We start from the raw sequence: 18,476 nt of genomic DNA, 5'->3' as shown, positions 1-18,476 counted from the left end.
TTCTCAGCTTTTCGTGTCCTGGGCGTCCCGGCGCACCGTCGTCTCGTCCTGCGCGCCCGCGCGGACCTCTTCGATCGGCGCCGCGCCGCGGCCTTTCAGCCCGGCCCGCAGGATCGCCACGATGGTTATGATCGTGAGCCCCCAGAAGAACCAGGTGATCGGCCCGCGCGCGAGGATCGTCGCGTCGCCGCCGGACATCAGCATCGACTGGCGGAAATTGTTCTCGAGGAGCGGGCCGAGGATGAAGGCGATCAGGAACGGCGCGGCGGGCACCCCGTAGATCAGCATCAGGTAACCCAGCCAGCCCATCGCGAACATCACGCCCACGTCGAAGATGGAGTTGTTCACCGCGTAGCCGCCATAGACGCAAAGCACCAGAACCGCGGGGAAAAGGATGCCGCGCGGGATGTCGGCCACGTAGCGGAAGGCGCGGATCGCGGCCGAGCCCACGGCCAGCAGGATGACCGAACTGACGATCAGCCCCATGAACATGCCGTAGATGATGTCGACGTTCATCACGAACATCATCGGGCCGGGCTGAAGCCCGTGGACCATGAAGGCGCCGATGATGATGGCGGTGATGACGTCCCCCGGCACGCCCAGCGCCAGAAGCGGGATCAGCGTCGCGCCGGCGACACCGTTGTTGCCCGCCTCCGAGGCGGCCACGCCCTCGATCTCGCCCTTGCCGAAATTCGCCTTGTTGGGCGATTTGCGCCGCGCCTCGCTGTAGGACAGGAACGCCGCGGGCGCGGCGCCGATCCCGGGGATGCTGCCCAGGAAGACGCCGATGAAACTGCCGCGCACGATCGTGCGGAAGCTCTTGCGGTACTCGGCGAAGCTGACGCCCTTTCGGCCGAGCGCGCGGGTCTCCCCGTCGCGGGGGCGCGGGTCGCGGGCCATGGTCAGGATCTCGGGGATCGCGAAGAGGCCGATCAGCACGGCGATGAAGTTCAGCCCGCCCATGAGGTTGGGATCGCCGAACGTGAAACGGTTCGTGCCGTAGACGAGATCGAGCCCGATCGTGGCGAAGAGCAGCCCCAGCAGCGCGCTGAAGATGCCCTTGATGAGGCTGTCGCCCGAAACGCCCGCGATGATCGTGAGCGAGAACAGGATCAGAGTGAAGAATTCCGGCGGGCCGAAGTTCAGCGCGAAGGAGGCGAGGAACCCGGCGAACAGGATCAGCGCCAGGTTCGAGATCACGTCGGCCGTGCAGGAGGCGTAGAGCGCCATCGACAGCGCGCGCCCGGCCTCTCCCTTCGCGGCGAGCGGATAGCCGTCGAGCGTCGTCGCGCTCGAGGCGGGTGTGCCGGGCGTCTTGATCAGGATCGCGGGAATGGACCCGCCGAAGATGCCGCCCTTGTAGACGCCGAGAAGCAGCAGGATGCCGATGATCGGCGGCATGGAGAACGTGAAGGGCAGGGTGAGCGCGACGGCCATTGTCGCCGACATGCCCGGGATCGCGCCCGCGAACACACCTATGCAGATGCCGCCCGCCAGCGCGAGAAGGCTTTCGACGTTCGCGACGACCGAAAGGCCCAGGGCCAGGTTGTCGAGCAGGCTCATGGCAGTCTCACGAACAGGCCCTGCGGTACGGCGACGGAGGCGACATGCGCGAAGAACCCGTAAAGCAGGAGCGGAATGCAGACGGCGCAGATCAGCGCGGCCAGGGGGTGGCGTGTGTGCATCACGAAGGCCGAGACCGCGAAGGCCGCCATCGAGGCCCAGACCATGCCCAGAAGCGGCAGCGCCGCGACATACGCCACCATCACGACCGCCATCGCCGCAAGGCGCAGCGCGGCGCCCGGGGGCGCGTCACCGACCTCGACCGGCTGTGCCACCTCGCTGCGCGCCAGCCAGACGAGCGCAAGCCCGCAGGCCATGAGCACGCCGGAGATCGCGTAGGGCCAGAAGGCCGGCGACAGGACGATGCGGGAGACGTTCGTCGGCACGGAAACCCATGTCGGGATTCCGTAAAGCAACAGGACCCCCGACATGAGGACGGCCGCGGCGCCGACCTGGAACTGGACCGATTTTAGCATGGTGAAAGGCCTCGGAACCGGGCGGGACGTGCCGCGCCGGACGGACTGGCGCGGCGTGGGCGGTGGGGCTGCGTCAGCCCTCGATCCGCATTCCAAGCTCGTCCACGAGGTCACGGAAGACCTCGTACTGGCCGCGGATAAAGGCTTCGCCTTCTTCGGGGGACATCAGCTCGATGACCGACCCGCGCGCTTCCATCTGCTCGCGGAACGTCTGGTTCGCGGTCGCCTCGGCAAGCCAGTCACCCCACTTGGCCGCGACCTCGTCCGGCAGTCCGGTGGGGCCGGCGATGCCGGTCCAGCCGACGAGCTGCTCCAGCGCGGGCATCTCGAGATCCGCTGAGGTCGGCGCGTCGAAGCCCGGCACCGGCTCGGCCGTGGTCACGAGAAGGGGCCGCAGCTGTTCGTTCGCCACGAAGCTCGCCAGCGCCGAAGAGTTCGTGCAGATGAAGGTGGCGGTGCCGTTGAGAACCGCGGTGGCCGCCGCGCCGCCGCCGTCGAAGGGCAGGTGCACGGCCGCAGTCAGCGGATCCTCGATGCCGAACTCGCGCAGAACGTAGGCCCCGGACAGGTGCAGCAGCGAGCCCACGCCCGACGAGCTGTAGCTGACGCGGCCCGGGTTCGCCTCGACCTCGGCGATCAGGTCCTCCATGCTCTGGATGTCCGAGTCCTGACGCACGGCGCAGGCCACGGGGTTGATCTCGTAGACCCCGACGAAGCGGAAATCGTCCAGCGTGTAGGGCAGCGTCGCCTTCATCGCCGGGTTCACGGTGTGCGATCCGACGCGCGCGAAGAGCAGCGTGTAGCCGTCGGGCTGCGCGTTCTGCACGGCGACGGACCCGGTCGCGCCGCCCGCGCCGGTGCGGTTCACCATGACGAGGGGCGAGCCCACGGCCTCGGCCAGCGGCTCGGCGAGGGTGCGGGCGGAAATGTCGGTCGCACCGCCCGGGCCATAGGGGATGACCATGTTCACCGGGCGTTCGGGGTATTCGGCCGTCGCGGCGCCCGCCGCGAGCCCGAGCACGGCTGTGGCAACAGCGGTTTTCACCAGCTTTTTCACGTTAGTCTCCTCCCGTTTTCGAAATTCGGAACGGGCCTCCCAACCCATCCAGGCCAGCATTATGTGGCGCATTGACACACACTAAAAGTAAGTTACTCCTTCCACAAAGCATAATCGCTTTAGAAAATTGAAAGCTCCGCTTACGGATTGGGGCCGAGACATGTCGATCCGGAACCTGCGCACATTGATCGCGGTCGCCGATCACGGCACGTTCAGCGCCGCGGCCGAGGCGGTTTTCGTCACCCATGCCGCGGTCAGCCAGCAGATGAAGTCGCTCGAGGCGGAGTGGCAGGTGCAGCTTTTCGACCGGTCGCGCCGCAGCTCCGATCTGACCCCGGTGGGCCGCGCGCTCGTCGCGCAGGCCCGCGAGGTCGTGGCCGCCTACGACCGCATGGTGCCGATGGTCCTGGGCGACAGCGGCCTGAGCGGCGAGGTCACGATCGGCGCCGTTCCGACCTCCCTCACGGGGCTGATGCCCTTCTCGATGGCGATGCTGAAACGCGACTACCCCGAGCTGCATGTCCGCGTGGTCCCCGGCGAGACCATCGCGCTGGTCGAGCAGGTCGAGCGCGGCGCGCTCGATGCGGCCATCGTCACGCGGCCGAGCTGGACGCGCGAGCGGCTGGACTGGCGCGAGCTTGCCGTGGAGCCGCTGGAACTGCTCGCCGCCAGGGACGTCGAGGGCGAGGACGCACGCACACTCCTCGAACGGTATCCGTTCATCCGCTTCTCGCGGCGAGCCGTCGTCGGGGGCATGATCGAGACATGGCTGCAGAAGCAGGGCATCGAGGTGCGCGACAGCATGGAGCTGGAGAACCTGGACATCATCTTCGGGATGGTGGCGGCCAACCTCGGCGTGTCGATCGCGCCCCGGCGCTGCGTGCTGCCCCCGCACGACCAGGCGTTGCGCCGCCTGTCGCTTCCGGAAGGCGCGCCGATGCGGCATCTGGGGCTGCTGTCGCGCGCCGACACCGTGAAGCGCCGCGTGCTCGACGAGTTGATCCGCCGCCTCGACAAGGCGATCGAGGTCGGGCGCTTCGACCCGGCCGCCATTCCCCCGACCATCGGTTGACAGCAAGGAGACCACCGCATGCAGACGATTTCTCTGGCCGCGACGGACGGTGTGCCGCTCGAGGCCGATCTTTATCCCGGCGGGGCGCGGGCCGTCGTCCTTCTTCACGGCAAGGTCTTCGACAAGGAAAGCTGGGCGGACACGGCGCGCGGCCTGTCCGGGCGCGGCCTCACCGTGCTGGTTCCGAACTTCCGGGGCTATGGCGGGTCGGGCGAGGGCGAGGCCCCCGCCGGGTATGCCGCCGATGTCGCGGGCGCCTGTGCCTCCCTGCGGGACCGGAACGCCGCCTCGGTGTCGATCGTCGGCGCCTCCATGGGCGCCATCGCCGCGGCGAAGGCCGTGTCTGAGGCCATGGCCGGCGAGATCGACAGGCTCGTGCTGATGGCGCCGCGCGCGATGGCGCGGCCCGAGGCGCTGCGCGCCGCAGAGGTGCATTTCATCGTCAGCCGCGACGAGTCGTGCTTCGAGGACGTGGCGGGCTTTCACGCGGCGGCGCCCGACCCGAAGGAGCTGCATGTCTTCCCCGGCGAGGCGCATGCCCAGTTCCTGTTCGGATCGGAACACGGGCCCGAGCTCTCCGCGCTGCTGCATCGCATCCTCGCGGACCCGCGCTGATCCATGGCGCCCGAGACGATCCTGATCATCGCCGCCGGCGCGGCCAGCGGCGGCTTCATCAACGGGCTGGCGGGTTTCGGCACCTCGCTTTTCGCGCTGGGCTGGTGGCTTCAGATCATGCCGCCGGCGCAGGCGGTGCCCGTGGCCCTGGTGATGTCGGTCGCCAGCGGCCTTCAGGGGGTGGCGCTGGTGCGCCGGTCCATCGACTGGCCGCGGCTTCTGCGCTTCCTGCTGCCGGCGGTGGCGGGCGTGCCGCTGGGGCTGATGCTTCTGAGCGAGATCGAGGCGCAGCCGCTCAAGATCGTCATCGCGGTGTTTCTCGTCATCTACGGTGGCTTTCTCGCCTTTCGCCGCGATCTGCCGAACATTTCCCGGCCCACCCCGGTGATCGACGCCGGCGTTGGGTTCGCAAGCGGCGTTCTCGGGGCGCTCGCGGGGCTTTCGGGCGCGCTGCCGACGATGTGGTCGTCCCTGCGAAGCTGGGGAAAGTCGGAGCGCCGCGCGCTGCTGCAACCCTTCAACGTCGCGATCCTGGGCCTCTCGGCGCTCGTGCTCGCGCTTACCGGGGGCATCGGCCGCAGCTCGCTTGTCGCCATGCTGATCGCCCTGCCGGTCACGATGCTCAGCGCGCAGCTCGGCATCGCCGTCTTCAAGCGGTTGAGCGACGGCCAGTTCCGGCGCCTGGTGATCGTGCTGATGCTGGTCTCGGGCGTGGTGCTTCTTCTGCGCGAGGCGCTCTAGACGAGCCCGGCCTCGATCACCGCGAGGACGCCGACGGCAAGCGCGACGGTGAGGCCGCAGATCACCACGACGGCCGAGCGGCCGACATCCTTCAGCTTCTTCAGCGAGGTCTTCATCCCCAGCGCGGCGATCGCGATCACGAGGCACCAGCGCGACGCCTCGAGCACCGTCTGCCGCGCGGCCTCGGGCACGAGGCCGGTGGATCCGAGCGCCACAAGCGCGCAGAAGCCCAGAACGAAGAAGGGGATCGGCAGGGGGGTCCGGCCCGCCCCGTCGCGCCGGGAGGCGAAAACGAGCGAAAGGCCGACCACCACCGGCACGAGGAGGGCCACGCGCATGAGCTTCACGACCGTGGCGGTATCGCCCGCCTCCTGCGAGATGGAATAGCCCGCGCCGACGACCTGCGCGACGTCGTGGATCGTGGCGCCGAGAAAGATACCGGCTTGCAAATCGTTCAGGCCGAGCCCGGCCGCGACGAGCGGGTAGGCGACCATGGCCACGGTCGAAAGCGCCGTGACACCGATCACGGTGAAGACGGTGTCGCGTTCCTTCGTCGGTCCCTGCGGCAGAACGGACGAGATCGCCAGCGCGGCGGAGGCGCCGCAGATGGCCACCGCGCCCCCGGTGAGCAGGGCGAAACGCGCCCGCCTTCCGACGAGGCGCGACAACAGCAGGCTCATGGCGATGGTGCCCGCCACGCCGGCCACCGTCAGCGCGACGACGCCGCTGCCGAGCGCCGCGATCTGCTGCACGGTGATGCCCAGCCCAAGAAGCGCCACGCCGAGGCGAAGCAGGGTCCGCGAGGCGAACTCGATCCCGGCCACGCACCGGCCCTCCGCCTCCTCGGTGAGGAAGTTGAAGGCCATGCCGAGCAGGAGCGCCAGCAGCATGACCGGCGCGCCGTGATGCAGCGACAGGAAACGCGCGGCCATCGCCACGGTCGCGGCGATCAGCAGTCCGGGAAAGAGGCTGCGTGCCCGCGACCGAAGCCGCGGCAAAAGGCCGGCGCCCGGGCCGGCCGGGCGCTCTGTCGTCTCTGCCATGGGTAATCCCCGTTCCGGCCTGCGCCGCGTGTGCGCGCCGTTCCCTCGGCGCCGGCTCAGATCACCTCGTCGCCGCGATCATCCGTCTCGCCGAAGCGCTTGAGTACCGCCGGGCGCGTGCCCTCGTAGACCGCGTCGAGATTGGCACGGATCCTTTCGTTTTCGCGTTCGAACAGGCTGTTGCCCTTGAGGTCGCTCTCGACGATGAACGGGCCGAAATTCTCCACCTCGATCACCCACATGGCCTGAGCGAGGCCAAGCTCTTCACGCCAGTGAAGAGCGCGGACACGCTTCACCCCGCGCCCGAGAAGGGCGCCGGTCCCGTAGCCGACCGTGGTGAGGTAGATCGCGCCGTTCGGAACGAAATGCGTGCGGTAGTCCTCGGCGCTCATGCCGCCCTTTCCTAGGATCAGTTTCGCGCCTGATATCTCGAACCACTTGCCGATCCATTTCGAAAAGCGGAACGAGGCCGTCGCCGTGACCGCGCCCATGCGCAGCGCGCCGTCCTCGGCCTGCGCGGCGGCGGGCGAGCAGTGGAAATTCGCCGCGCTTTCGGCGGGCAGGTCCAGCGGAAGCGCCTCGCCGTCCTCGCAGGCGCGCTTGTAGACGCCCTCCCGCGCCGTGTAGACGACCCCGTCCAGAAACACGATGTCGCCGATGTTGAGCGCCTCCAACGCCTCGCGAGAGGGGTTTGTGCTCAGGCGGACCTTTGTCGGTTGTCCTCCGGTGCCTTCCATTCGACCGTCTCCCGGCGTTGAAAATCCGTGAACCATTGCGGGTCGGTGCGGTATTCGACCCGCCCGTCGGCATGGACGCGCGCCACCGCGCGTCTCGACGACAGGCAGAAGGCGTGAACGCTCATCTGCATGCCGCCTGTGTGGCAGTAGCCGACCTCGATGTGGCAATCGACGACCATCGACTTGCCGACGAACCCCATCGCGCCCATGCCGATGGAATTACCCAGTTCCTTGAACTCTTCCTCCAGCTCCGCGATCTTCGGGTCCGGGTTGCGGTCGCCCACCGTGCGCAGGCAGGCCGCGCGCTTTCCCAGCACCATGCAGGTGTCCTTGGACCCGCCGAGGCCGATGCCGATGATCGCCGGCTGGCAGGCGAGCCCGCGCTTGCCGAAGGCCACGAGGCAGTCGAGGTAGAACCGCTTGATCCCCTCGATGCCGTCGCTGGGAAAGAGCATCCGGTAGTCGGTGCCGAAGAGCCCGCCCTTGTGCACCGTGATGAGGTCGATCCATTCGCCCCCGGGCTCGAAGCCGTATTCGATCTCGGGCGCGCCGATGCCGACATTGTTGTCGTGGTCGGTGCGCCAGAGCGGATGGACCCGGTTGGGCCGGAGCGGCACACCGTCCGTGGACGCCGCGGTGGCGCGGCGCAGCGCCGTCTCCAGCGCGACGGGACCGCCCTCGATCCGGGTGTCGTTGCCCATCTTGACATACCAGCGCGGACACCCGGTGTCGCCGCACATGGCGCGGCGATCCTCCTTGGCGGCCTCGTAGTTCTCGAGCATGGCCTGAAGCACGAAGGAGGACAGGTCGCCGTCTTCCGCGGCCGCGGTCTTCTTCAGCCCTTCGAGGTAGTCGTCCGGGATATCGATGGCCGCCCGCTGCATCAGTTCGACGGCCGTCTTCTCGATGAGGTCTATGGATATCATTGCGCTGCCACCATGGTCTCGGCGTCCTCCTCCAGAAGCGACTCGCCGGGGCGGACGATGGAAAACTCCACGTCCTCCCGCGAGACATCGAGCCCCGAAGCCCCCGCGCGGGCCACGGTGAAATAGGAGGTTTCCAGTTCGCCGGTTTCGGGGAAATCCTCGCGGAAATGCGCGCCGCGCGAGTTTTCGCGCCAGAGCGCGGCGGTGCCGATCACCTCTGAAATCTCGACGAGGCTGCGCAGGTTCAGCCAGTCGTGCCAGGTCAGGTTGAAGCCGAGGTCATCGCCCGCGACGCCCGTCTCCTGCAGTTCGGCGCCGATCTCGCGCACCTGCGCCAGCCCGCGTTCCAGCCGCTCGGCCGTGCGCAGGACGCCCACATCCTCCCACATCGCGTCCATCAGCCCGTCACGCAGCGGCTGCACGGGCGCCGGCTTGCGTCCCAGCGGATGGCGCGCGCGCGCGATCTCCGCCTCGATCGCGGCCTCGTCGGGATCACGCAGCGCCCCGTCCCGGCGCGCCTCGGCGGCCATCACGTCGCCCGCGATGCCGCCATAGACGGTTGAGTTGGCGACCCCGTTGCCGCCCAGCCGGTTGGAGCCGTGGGCGCCGCCGGCGTCCTCTCCGGCGACGAAGAGGCCGGGCATGTCGGTGCGCGTGTCCGGGTCGACGACGATGCCGCCCATGAAATAATGCGCTGTGGGCACGACCTCGACCCGGCCCGCGGCCAGATCGAAGCCGCTGTCGGCGCAGCGCTTGACCATGCCCTTGAACTTCTGGCGGACATTGTCGGGGCCGAGATGCGCCATCGAGATGTAGACACCGCCCGAGGGCGAGGCGTTGCTCTTGCGCATCTCGGCGTAGATCGCCCGGCTGACCACGTCGCGCGTCGCCCGTTCGCCCTTGTCGTCGTAGTCGAACATGAAGCGCGCGCCGTGACCGTTCAGCAGGTGGCCGCCGGCGCCGCGCAGCCCCTCCTCGAGAACCGTTCCGGTCATCCTGGTGCCCTCGCCGGCGAGAAGCCCGGTGGGATGGAACTGCACCATCTCCATGTCGCGCAGCGGAAGGCCCGCGCGCAGCGCCATGGCCAGCCCGTCCATCGACTTGTCGCCGGAGGGCGTGTGATAGCGGTACATCGTCGGCCCGCCCCCCGTGGCCAGAAGCACCGTCCTGGCGCGAACGAACCGGAAGCGCCCGGTGCGGATGTCGATGAAGAGCACGCCGGCGAGCCCGTCGCCGCCCCTGGCGGGGATCAGCCCCACGGCGCGGTGCTCCTCCATCCGTTCGACGGGGCGGGCGAGCACCTGCTCCATCAGGCGGTTGATGATCTCGATGCCGGTCAGGTCGCCCTTGTGCACGGTGCGATCCGCGGTCTGGCCGGCGAAGGCCTTCTGGTGCAGCGTGCCGTCGGTGTTGCGGTCGAAGAAGCAGCCGCCCTCGTTCTCCAGCTCGGTGATGCGTTCCACGGCGGTCTTGCACAGCCGCCAGGCCATGTCCTGGTTCGGCAGCCACTTGCCGCCGCGGATCGTGTCCATGAAATGCCGCTCGACGCTGTCCCCATGGCCGAGCGCCACGTTGTACCCGCCCTGCACCATGCGCGTGCAGCCGCATTTTCCAAGCAGACCCTTCACCGCGATGGTCACCTTGCGGTCGGGCGCGGCGCGCTGGGCATGGAGCGCCGCGAAGAGGCCCGCGCCGCCCGCGCCGATGATCAGGATATCCGTGTCGTGCCTGTCGAGCATGGCGTCACACCGCGTTCAGGAAAAAGGTGCCGGAGACGAAGACCGATCCCGCCACCGCGCCGGCGGCCAGCGCCTTCTGGCGGGGCGACCAGGGCAGCAGCTCGAGGGCGAGCAGCCGCAACCCTCCGAAGAGATGCGCCGCAAGCAGGAACACCAGCCCGAATTCCGCGATCTTGACCATGGTGAAATCGGTCCAACGAAGGAACCCGTCGAGCGCGGCGGGAGAGGTCAGCGCCAGCGACAGGATCAGGAAATGCGCTGGCAGGAAGAGCGCCAGCGCGAGCCCGGAAACGCGGTGCAGCACGAACGCGTACCAGAGCGGGTGAGAGCGGTGCGGGCGTCTCATGCCGCCACCACGGCGAAGACGGCGTAAAGCCCCATGGCGAGAAGGATGCCCCCGACGCCCCAGGTCAGGGCGCGCAGGCCTCCGCCCGCAAGCCCCAGCGTCTCGTACGCGATCACGCGCAGGCCGATCGCGGCGTGGAGGGAGACCGCGACGACGAAAAGACCGTAGAAGAGCGCCCAGAACACGCTGCCGCTTGTGCGGCCGAGGATTTCCGCCGCACTGAGCCCGCCCTGAACGGCGTAGATCATCACCGCGATGTGCCCCAGCACGAGCGGGACCATGACCAGCGCGCTGATCCGTTGCAGCAGATAGAGCCTGACGTCCAGCATGTCAGCGCCTCCCCAGGCCGAGGAGCCGTCGGGTCGTTTCCCGTTTCAGACCGGCGATGGAGGCGGTGGGGACCAGTTCGCTCGGGCAGTACTCGACGCAGCTCTGGTGCGAGTGGCAGTTGTGGCAGCCGCCCGGGCCGGACACCGCGTCGAGCCGGGCGGCGCGCGCACCGTCCTTCTCGTCGTTGACGAGGCTCCAGGCGCGGTTGAGCGCGGCGGGGCCGAGGTAGTCGGGGTTCGAGGAGACCACGTCGCAGGCGGCATAGCAGACCGCGCAGTTGATGCATTCGGTCGCCTGGTCGGCGCTGAGGCGCAGTTCGCTCTCCGGGTCGACGCGGGGGATCTCGTCCTCGCGGGTCGCCGAGGGGTGGAAGACGCCCTCGGCCTCGATCCACTTGTCGAAGAACGGGGCCATGTCCACGACGAGATCCTTCACCACCGGCAGGTTGCGCAGCGGCGCGATCTCCAGCCGGCCGTTCTCGGCCACCTTGTCCACATGCGTCCGGCAGGTCCAGCGCGGGCGCCCGTTCACCATCATCGCGCAGCTGCCGCACATGCCGACCCGGCAGGCGAAGCGGTAGGACAGCGACGGGTCGGCGTATTGCTGCACCCACGAGACCACGTCCAGCACGGTCTGGCTGTCGCGCCGGGGCACCTCGTAGGACGCGAAATCGCCATCATCACCGCGTCCGCGCCAGACCTGCACCGTCATCTGCCCTGTCGAATCGTTCAAGGTCCGCTCCTTTCGATTGCAACAGAAAGGTAACGGTAATCTTTTCTAACACATATCTAAAACTTCTTTCCTGAGCGGTTAGGAAAACTTTCAAGGTGCGCGTGGCCGCCTCCGCTCCATGTTTCGGCGCGCCTGCCCGGATCCTGCGGGCTACCCCTGTCGAAAGGACGCCGTGATCCTTGCGCGAGGCATCTCGGGGCCGTCACGGCAGGTCGGCACCTCCGCGGGTGTCAGAGGGGTCCGACATCAGGGCGGACGCACCGTCAGCCGGTCGGGCGGCGGCGAATGCCCGCGGCTGCACGACCTCGCTTTGGTATCGGCTGACCTCTCCGGCGTCTCACCGCCCCGGCCCGTCTGCGCGGGCCGTCCGGGCGCGCGCGACGCCGCCGATGGGCGGCGAGGGGCCCCGATCATCCCCGCAGGGCAGGACGAACGCCGGCAACACCCGTCGCCGCCCCGTTTCGCCGCGCCCGGTCATGGCGGAGCGCGTCTCCGTGCTTTTCCGCGGTGTCAGAACTTGAAGCGCGCGCCGAGGAAGACCGAGCTTGCATCCTGGTAGGATGCGGCATCGTCGTCGTAGTAGTATTCCCGGTACCCCAGATACACGTCGAGATCGAGATCGGTGAAGGTCTGCATCGCCGCGAAGCCGACCCCCTCGGACGACGAGTTTTCCTCGGCCACGTCGCTTCCGCCGTAGTAGCTGACCGCGAGGGCGGTCGGACCCTGCGACGTGACATCGTAAACCCATCCGGCCCTCACGAAGCCGTAGTTGCCGCCGTCGGGATCTCCCCCGGCCGAGGCGCTGAGATTGAGGCCGGTCGGCGTGTGAAGCAGCGAGAAGGAACCCGAGTAGCGCTCGTTCGTCGTGACGTCGCCCGGTTTCAGTCCGGGGGCCCTGCTGTTGCCTTCGTCTTCCCAGGCATAGCCCGCCGCCGCGGCCAGCGCGAAGTCGCCCTGCGTGCCGGACCACCGAAGCGCGATGTCGTAGTAGTCCGTGTCGTCGTCTTCGGCCAGCACGTTTCGCCCGTAGGATACCGCCCCGGAAAAACCCGAATAGGTCGGCGTATCGTAGCGGATCCTGAACAGGCGCGCGCCATCGAACTCCTTGAATGCGTCGATGACGCGTACGTCGGAAAGTGCGCCGGACTTTTCGCGGAATGCAAAGGCCGCGTCCGAAACCCCGACCGAGACGACGAGCGCCGTGCCCGACGGATCGAGTGTCGCGACATTGTCGGTCGCCATGAACCCCTGACCGATCGCAAGTGTCCCGAAGTCGGCGGTGTAGGCGGCCTCGAGCCGGCGAAGGGCGGTCCTGCGCCAGTCGAGCGTCGGGGGCGTGTTGGACTGCGAGAGCAGTGCGCTTTGGCGGAACCCGAGCCCCGTCTCGAAGGTGAAGACAAGGTCGCCGTCAGACATCGGCTGGGTCACGGCAAATCCGAACCGGGTGTTGGAGTTGGAATTGTCGACGATCTTGCCGGTCGTCTCCTCGCCGTCGTCGAAACTCAGGTAGGAGGGGCTCGCCTGCCCGTAGAAGCGGACCGATCCGCCGGTGTCGTTCTCGAACGTCTGTGCGCCGGCGGACGTGCCAGCGATGACGGCCGCGAAGGTCAGGCCGGGGCCCACTCTCGCATCGATTCTGCTCATGTCATCCCTTTCGCTCCCCCGCGGCGATTTCCGTGACGGGGCTTTTCAAGTCAGTCGCCGGGTCGAAAAAGACGGGCTCGGCGCCGGTCCACGGGTTTCAGAGCCCTCGCCGAAACGGCTTCGGTGGCGCTGGCGAAACACGCTGCGATATGCCGGAATGCCGCCGCGGCAAGGCAAGGCCGCATTCCGGGAAAGTCATGATACGCGGCCGAATTCGCTCTCGTTTCATTTCGACTTGGCCCGGTTCACTCCGTCCAGATCGAGGGCTCGAGCCGCAAATGCGTTTCCGGCGGATGTTGTGCGCGCCAGTGATCGGCGCACTGCTTCGCCGTGGCGATCCAGACGTCTTCGTTTTCCGTCACGGATGCGAGAAACTCCTCGAGCATCCTTATCCGATGCAACGTCCCGATGATGTGAGGGTGCAGCGTCATGGTGAACATGCGCCCTCTGTCGTATTGGGCCGCGAAAGCGGAACGCCAATTGCTTGCAAGAACGTCGGGGTGCTCGATCCCGGACCCGCCGCGCAGGGCGAGGGGCGGAAACTGAAGAAAGAACTGGTCATCGGAATGATAGGAATACGGCATCGTGACCAGTGCCTTTGGCGGCTCGGGGTCCGTGACCCAATAATGCGGCGTATCGTCCGCCATACCGTTTCCGAGATATTCGAATCCTTCGTCTATCAGCAGATCGACGGTATTGGGGCTGACCGAGCCCGCGGCATACCTGTCGCCCTGGCGGGGCAGGCCATACCATCCGGCCGGGGCGTTCCCCGTGGTTTCGCCGATGGCGTAAGCAGTCGCCCTGAGGCGCACGCGCTCCACGTCCGGCGGAAGCTCCGTCGGGTCCTCATGCCGAAAGCCGAGCGCGGCGATCTCGTGGCCGGCCTCGGCCAGCTGGCGAACCCGGTCCGCTTCGACCGCGGCGATCACCGCGGGGACCGCGAATGTCGCGCGAATGTCGAAGCGATCGAGGACGTCCAGCAGCGCATCGAGCCCCGCACCGAAGGCCAGCTCCGCATCGTCCCCCGACAGATCCCTGGCAAGAAGACCTTCGGGCATGATCGCGGTGCTCAGCGCCACCGTGACGTTGACCGCACAGCGCTTGTCCGAGGGCCAGACGATCTCGTCGTCCGCGAGGGCGATCTCGTCCGAGATGGTGTAACCTGATTTCCATGGCATAACGGCGTCACTCCTCGTTGCAGGCGAAGGCTTCGGACGGAAGGGCGAGACAGTGGCGCGCGACGTCCTCGGAATTGGCGAACCACACGCCGGGCAGGCTCTTCATTCGGGTGATCAACTCGTCGAGCATCGCGATGCGCGCGGAGTGACCGATGATGAAGGGATGCAGGGCGATGTTCAGGTAGCCGCCCGCTTCATATTGCTGCTGAAAGGCCTGCCACCAGATATCCAGCACGAGGTCCTGGTCGGAAAGACGCTGCGCCGAGGCGGCGCTGCCGATCCAGCCGTAATTGAAATACATGGCATCGTCGATCGCCAGATGGACGGACAGATTGAGCAGCTCCTTGCCGTCCCGTCTCACCTTGAAGGGAAGAGGAGAGGCGAAGCCGTGCGAATTGTAGATGTAACCCATCTCCAGAACGAGGGCGTCCGGATAACTGCTGCGGGTGCCCACGGGCGGACGACCGGCCAGTTCGGTCAGCACGTCGCGGGTTCTCAGCATGTGGTCGCGCTGAACGACGGGATCGGCCGGCACGTAATGCTCCCACATGTGATCCGCGAATTCGTGGCCCCGTTCGGCGATCTCGCGAAGAACGGACGGGTAGAGATCCACGCTACGCCCGGGCGTGAAGAAGGTTCCGACGATGCCGTGACGGTCGAGCAGTTCGAGCGTGCGCCATGCCCCCACGCGACCGCCGAATTCGCCCTTGGCGACCTGCATGGGCGGCTCGTCATTCGCCGTGCGACTCAGGACATGGTCGACATCGAACGTGAAATTCACTGCGATCCTCGCACCGTCCGGCCAATTCGGCTGCGTCAGATGGCAATAGCGGCGTCTTCGGGCCTGCGTGGCGGCTTGCAATTCTTCCAGCTCTGCCAGCAGGCTTTCCCGGCTGGAGAGCGGCAGGCTTCCCTTGTCACCCGGCGTCGGGTGGCGCGTCATTCCGCGTGAGGTTTGCCCGGCGGCCCATACGGAGGCCGGCGCGGCGGTCATTGCACCCCCCGTGGCAAGCAATTGCAGAAGAAGCCTTCGGTCCATTTTCGCCAGTCCTTTTCGCCTGTCGGATGCGCCGTTTCGATCTGTTGCGCGGCGCGCGTCCGTCTTCCGGAACGCGGCCTTGCTTTGGAAACGGCCAGAGATCGGGCTGACGCCTCCCATGAAGCCGTTCGCCGGTCCAATGCGGAATTCCGCTCCGGTGATGCGTGTCATGCATGAGCGCGCGTGCCGTCACGATGCGACGCTCGACCGGCAGGGCGCCGAAGGATCCGTTCGGCCGACGGGGCGGCCGGCGTCACCGTCCGCTGATCTGGAAAGGCCAGGTCAGGGGGATGCGGCGGCCGCGCGGATCGGTGAACGGCGCCAGCGGGCTCGCTCGGGCTTGCCCCCTTCGAAGCGGGCCCGCCGGCATGAGCGTCAGGCCCTATGCCCCCGGATTCAGTAGCGTCTTTTGCCGAGCCTGTGTCATCCGCAGGGTGTCGACGAAGCGAACGAGGGTGCGCGGCCACGACCGTTCGGCATGCCAGACCAGCCCGTATTCCATGCGCATCCAGGGCTCTTCGACGGGCAGCGTCACGAATTCGCCGCGTTCGATCTCGTCGCGGATGAAAGCCGGTGGCGCGGCGCTGATCGCGCGTTCGTTGCGGACGGCGGCCGTCATGGCCGAAAAGCTGTCGACGCAGATCGCGGGAATGAAGTCGCCGGTCTCGGGGTCGCGCCGTCCCGCCGCCCCGAGATCCTGCGGCAGAAGATCGAGCCAGCGTCCCTGCATCAGCGTCAGGGCCCAGGGAAAGCGCATGATGTCGTCCCACCCGACGTCGGACCGCTGGGCGAGGGGATGGCGCCAATGACAGAAGAACGACACCGGACCGCCTCCGAGCGTTTCGGTCGCAAGGCCGGGGCGATCGGCAGCCGATCGCGTGTCGGTGATGGCGAGATCGCTGCGGCCGTCGAGCACGTCTTCGAGACAGGTCCGCCAGTCGCGCACCACGAGCCGGCCAAGCGAGATCCGGCTCGTTCCGGCGTGGTCGGCGAAGCTTTCAAGCCCGACGGCCTCGGCCGCGAACGGGCCGACCGAGACACGGAAGCCGCGCTGGTCCTCGTTGCGTTTCAGCTCGAGCGTCTGCGCGAGATCGTCGAAACCCGCAATCAGCGCGTCGCAACGCCGCAGAACGATCTCTGCGGCAACGGTTGGCGTGACGGAGGTGCGGCTCCGGTCGAAGAGCGGCATGCCGACGGAGTCTTCGAGGCTCCTCAGGGCGCGGCTCAGGTTCGGCTGGCTCATCCCGAGTTCATCGGCCGCCCGCGCAAAGTTCCGATGCAGGGCGAGGGAACGGACGATCCGGAGGTCCCGGACGGATCTCATTGATGCAGGACCTGTATCACAACGGGGCCAGACTGCATTGAACAGGGCGCATAGCGCAACCTGTTAATCCCCGACCGGATCCCCGGCACGCGGCAGCGAACCTGCGTTCGCGGTCCCGGCGCGCGGGCTGTGCCGTCCCTTGACTGCCCGGGGCCATGACGACGCGCGCCGGCGGCCGACCCTCGTGATGGCCCCGGCGTTCCTTGCCGGAACTGCGGTTGCAACGCGGAAGCGAGAGGGCGCGTCCCGCCCCGTCCCCTGGGAAAACGCCCGCATGGCCGGCTCGGACCCATGCAGGGTGTGCATCACACGGACGGAATTGGGAATTGGACAGTCCCGACCGCGCACGAGAGAAGCCTGTCCGGGGTGCGCCCTTCCGGCTTGCAACGCTCAGCCGACCGCGCGCGGCCCTTGACCGATTTAGCTGGGAGCCAGACTCATCATGACTGCAAGCACCAATCGCGGCGCGCCGGCGGGCAGCGGCCTGACCCGCCGCACCTTGCTGAAATCCGCGCCCGCCACCGGCTTTGCGCTAGGGTCCGGCGCATTCGCCGGAACGCTGGCATCCACGAGCGCGCCCGCCCGCGCCCAGGACGGGCAGCCGCCCCTGCAAGGTCCGGGCATCGAGACGTCGAGCGGGCAGGCGCTCTATTCGCTGCCGCGCGATCACGCGTGGCATGGCGGCGAATTCTACCAGACCAACGATTTCAACGAGTGGCATTACATCACGGTTCTCGGTCGTGACCTCGACACCGGCGAGCGCATCTCGGTGTTCTGGGTGCCGCTCAGCCAGGGCTGGGTCGCGAGGGAGGGCCGGCCGCTGCACAACGTGCTCTTCGCCTTCCACAACCTCGACACCGGCGAGTTCCACACCGCGCTGCTCTACATCACGGGGCCGATGACCACGGAAGGCTCGGGCCCGGACGCGGAGGATTTCCACTTCCGCTACGAGATCGACGACGGCAAGAGCGGTTTCACGACGGCCTATACGCACGCCAACGAAACCTGGGAATTCGGAGGGTATACCACCGAGAAGGATGACTGGAACGAACCGTTCCGCCTGTCGATGACGTCGCAGGCCCGGGCGCCGGGCTATGCGCCGATGGCCTATTGGGGTCTGGAAAGCATCGGGGTCGATCCGCAGGAGCGCCAGAACCCGGAAACGATGTACGGCCTGACCTACTACTACACCGCACCCGACATGGCCTCGTCGGGCGAACTCGAAGTGGCCGGCCGCACGGTCCGTTTCGAGGGCACCGGCTGGTTCGAGCACCAGTGGGGCAACTTCCGCAACACCTACCAGTATCGCTATTTCTGGGCCTGGTTCCGGTTCGAGGAGAGCGGAGACCTGATGACCTTCCGCCAGTACTACGAAGGCGAGGATTTCCGGAATCCGAACTACGGCGTGAACCGCTACTTCCACATGGACGGCGAGACCTTCGAGCGAAGCTATGCCTTCGGCCCGGCCTTCAAGCTCATCCCCGAGCGCATGTGGACCTCGCCGAAATCGGGCAAGGTGTATCCCTGGTATGGCCGGATCGAGACGCCGAACGGCACCTACTGGTACGAGCCAACGCTCGAGGAGCAGGAGGGCCTCGGTTTCGCCGGCCCCTATATCGAAGGCGTGATCCAGCTGCGCGACGGCGGGCCGGACGGCCCCGTCGTGGCGACCGGCTTCTGCGAGATGATCATGTTCACGGGGTCCTACGACGACGGCACCGACCACTCGATGGGTCCGCCGATCTCGCGCGGCCTGCCCGAAGACGAGAACGGGCCCTGGACGCCCGAACTCTGATCCCCTGATCCCGGACGCAAATCCCCAGCGTCCGGGTCTCTCCGGCGCCGCCGCGTCCCCGCAAGGGGAAGTGCCCGGTGCCCTCGTGCCGGGCATGTGCGCCGGCGGCGCCGGATCCA

18 protein-coding genes are annotated in these 18,476 nt (G+C 67.5%); 4 read left to right on the top strand and 14 right to left on the bottom strand.

Annotation, left to right across the window (positions count from 1 at the left end; translation table 11 throughout):
• Positions 1 to 3 precede the first annotated feature (3 nt).
• The 3 genes from AB6A65_RS07725 to AB6A65_RS07715 all read right to left on the bottom strand — a co-directional run bounded on the left by AB6A65_RS07725 (position 4) and on the right by AB6A65_RS07715 (position 3,096).
• The gene (locus AB6A65_RS07725) at positions 4 to 1,563 is read right to left on the bottom strand and encodes a tripartite tricarboxylate transporter permease (RefSeq protein WP_371037794.1); all 1,560 of its coding nucleotides are present in this window, start codon (positions 1,561 to 1,563) and stop codon (positions 4 to 6) included.
• Positions 1,560 to 2,039 (bottom strand): tripartite tricarboxylate transporter TctB family protein, encoded by a 480-nt coding sequence (locus tag AB6A65_RS07720; protein WP_371037793.1) that lies wholly within the window; start codon positions 2,037 to 2,039, stop codon positions 1,560 to 1,562. Before AB6A65_RS07720 ends, AB6A65_RS07725 begins: the two co-directional genes overlap by 4 nt.
• A 73-nt stretch (positions 2,040 to 2,112) precedes the next feature.
• Positions 2,113 to 3,096, bottom strand: coding sequence for a tripartite tricarboxylate transporter substrate binding protein (locus tag AB6A65_RS07715; protein ID WP_371037792.1), 984 nt, complete (start codon positions 3,094 to 3,096; stop codon positions 2,113 to 2,115).
• Between the two features lie 160 nt (positions 3,097 to 3,256).
• Here AB6A65_RS07715 and AB6A65_RS07710 point away from each other — a divergent pair, with 160 nt between their 5' ends.
• From AB6A65_RS07710 to AB6A65_RS07700, 3 genes are read left to right on the top strand one after another with little or no spacing between them, the layout of a single operon-like run.
• A complete protein-coding gene (locus tag AB6A65_RS07710; RefSeq protein WP_371037791.1) occupies positions 3,257 to 4,168 on the top strand; it encodes a LysR substrate-binding domain-containing protein in 912 nt (303 codons plus the stop codon).
• A gap of 18 nt (positions 4,169 to 4,186) precedes the next feature.
• Entirely contained in the window at positions 4,187 to 4,783 is a 597-nt protein-coding gene (locus AB6A65_RS07705) for an alpha/beta hydrolase (RefSeq protein WP_371037790.1), read from the top strand.
• A 3-nt stretch (positions 4,784 to 4,786) separates the two neighbouring features.
• Positions 4,787 to 5,524: a sulfite exporter TauE/SafE family protein gene (locus AB6A65_RS07700; protein WP_371037789.1), complete on the top strand. Its 738-nt coding sequence runs from the start codon at positions 4,787 to 4,789 to the stop codon at positions 5,522 to 5,524.
• Here AB6A65_RS07700 and AB6A65_RS07695 read toward each other — a convergent pair.
• The 11 genes from AB6A65_RS07695 to AB6A65_RS07645 all read right to left on the bottom strand — a co-directional run bounded on the left by AB6A65_RS07695 (position 5,521) and on the right by AB6A65_RS07645 (position 16,562).
• Positions 5,521 to 6,567, bottom strand: a complete 1,047-nt coding sequence (locus AB6A65_RS07695; protein WP_371037788.1) for a YeiH family protein — start codon at positions 6,565 to 6,567, stop codon at positions 5,521 to 5,523. The two genes, AB6A65_RS07700 and AB6A65_RS07695, sit on opposite strands and share 4 nt — an antisense overlap.
• A gap of 56 nt (positions 6,568 to 6,623) precedes the next feature.
• The gene (locus AB6A65_RS07690) at positions 6,624 to 7,304 is read right to left on the bottom strand and encodes a fumarate hydratase C-terminal domain-containing protein (protein ID WP_371037787.1); all 681 of its coding nucleotides are present in this window, start codon (positions 7,302 to 7,304) and stop codon (positions 6,624 to 6,626) included.
• On the bottom strand, positions 7,265 to 8,230 hold the full coding sequence (locus AB6A65_RS07685; RefSeq protein ID WP_371037786.1) for a fumarate hydratase: 966 nt from the start codon (positions 8,228 to 8,230) through the stop codon (positions 7,265 to 7,267). Before AB6A65_RS07685 ends, AB6A65_RS07690 begins: the two co-directional genes overlap by 40 nt.
• Positions 8,227 to 9,969, bottom strand: coding sequence for an L-aspartate oxidase (locus AB6A65_RS07680; RefSeq protein WP_371037785.1), 1,743 nt, complete (start codon positions 9,967 to 9,969; stop codon positions 8,227 to 8,229). Before AB6A65_RS07680 ends, AB6A65_RS07685 begins: the two co-directional genes overlap by 4 nt.
• A gap of 4 nt (positions 9,970 to 9,973) precedes the next feature.
• Entirely contained in the window at positions 9,974 to 10,315 is a 342-nt protein-coding gene (locus tag AB6A65_RS07675; RefSeq protein WP_371037784.1) for a succinate dehydrogenase, read from the bottom strand.
• Positions 10,312 to 10,644 (bottom strand): succinate dehydrogenase, encoded by a 333-nt coding sequence (locus AB6A65_RS07670; RefSeq protein ID WP_371037783.1) that lies wholly within the window; start codon positions 10,642 to 10,644, stop codon positions 10,312 to 10,314. The genes AB6A65_RS07675 and AB6A65_RS07670 overlap by 4 nt, the downstream gene beginning before the upstream one ends.
• Position 10,645: 1 nt before the next feature.
• Positions 10,646 to 11,356 carry a succinate dehydrogenase/fumarate reductase iron-sulfur subunit gene (locus AB6A65_RS07665; protein ID WP_371037977.1) on the bottom strand — a complete coding sequence of 237 codons (711 nt, stop codon included), beginning with the start codon at positions 11,354 to 11,356 and terminating at the stop codon, positions 10,646 to 10,648.
• A gap of 531 nt (positions 11,357 to 11,887) precedes the next feature.
• Positions 11,888 to 13,021 carry a porin gene (locus AB6A65_RS07660; RefSeq protein ID WP_371037782.1) on the bottom strand — a complete coding sequence of 378 codons (1,134 nt, stop codon included), beginning with the start codon at positions 13,019 to 13,021 and terminating at the stop codon, positions 11,888 to 11,890.
• 245 nt (positions 13,022 to 13,266) lie between these two features.
• A complete protein-coding gene (locus tag AB6A65_RS07655; RefSeq protein WP_371037781.1) occupies positions 13,267 to 14,100 on the bottom strand; it encodes a polysaccharide deacetylase family protein in 834 nt (277 codons plus the stop codon).
• 106 nt (positions 14,101 to 14,206) lie between these two features.
• Positions 14,207 to 15,409, bottom strand: coding sequence for a polysaccharide deacetylase family protein (locus AB6A65_RS07650; protein WP_371037780.1), 1,203 nt, complete (start codon positions 15,407 to 15,409; stop codon positions 14,207 to 14,209).
• Between the two features lie 211 nt (positions 15,410 to 15,620).
• A complete protein-coding gene (locus AB6A65_RS07645; protein WP_371037779.1) occupies positions 15,621 to 16,562 on the bottom strand; it encodes a LysR family transcriptional regulator in 942 nt (313 codons plus the stop codon).
• A 442-nt stretch (positions 16,563 to 17,004) separates the two neighbouring features.
• Here AB6A65_RS07645 and AB6A65_RS07640 point away from each other — a divergent pair, with 442 nt between their 5' ends.
• Positions 17,005 to 18,357: a lipocalin family protein gene (locus AB6A65_RS07640; protein WP_371037778.1), complete on the top strand. Its 1,353-nt coding sequence runs from the start codon at positions 17,005 to 17,007 to the stop codon at positions 18,355 to 18,357.
• Positions 18,358 to 18,476: the final 119 nt, after the last annotated feature.

Origin of the sequence: Rhodosalinus sp. FB01, from assembly GCF_041365715.1 — a bacterium.
In the GTDB taxonomy this organism is placed as follows: domain Bacteria; phylum Pseudomonadota; class Alphaproteobacteria; order Rhodobacterales; family Rhodobacteraceae; genus Rhodosalinus.
This window is presented reverse-complemented; position numbering and strand designations above follow the sequence as displayed.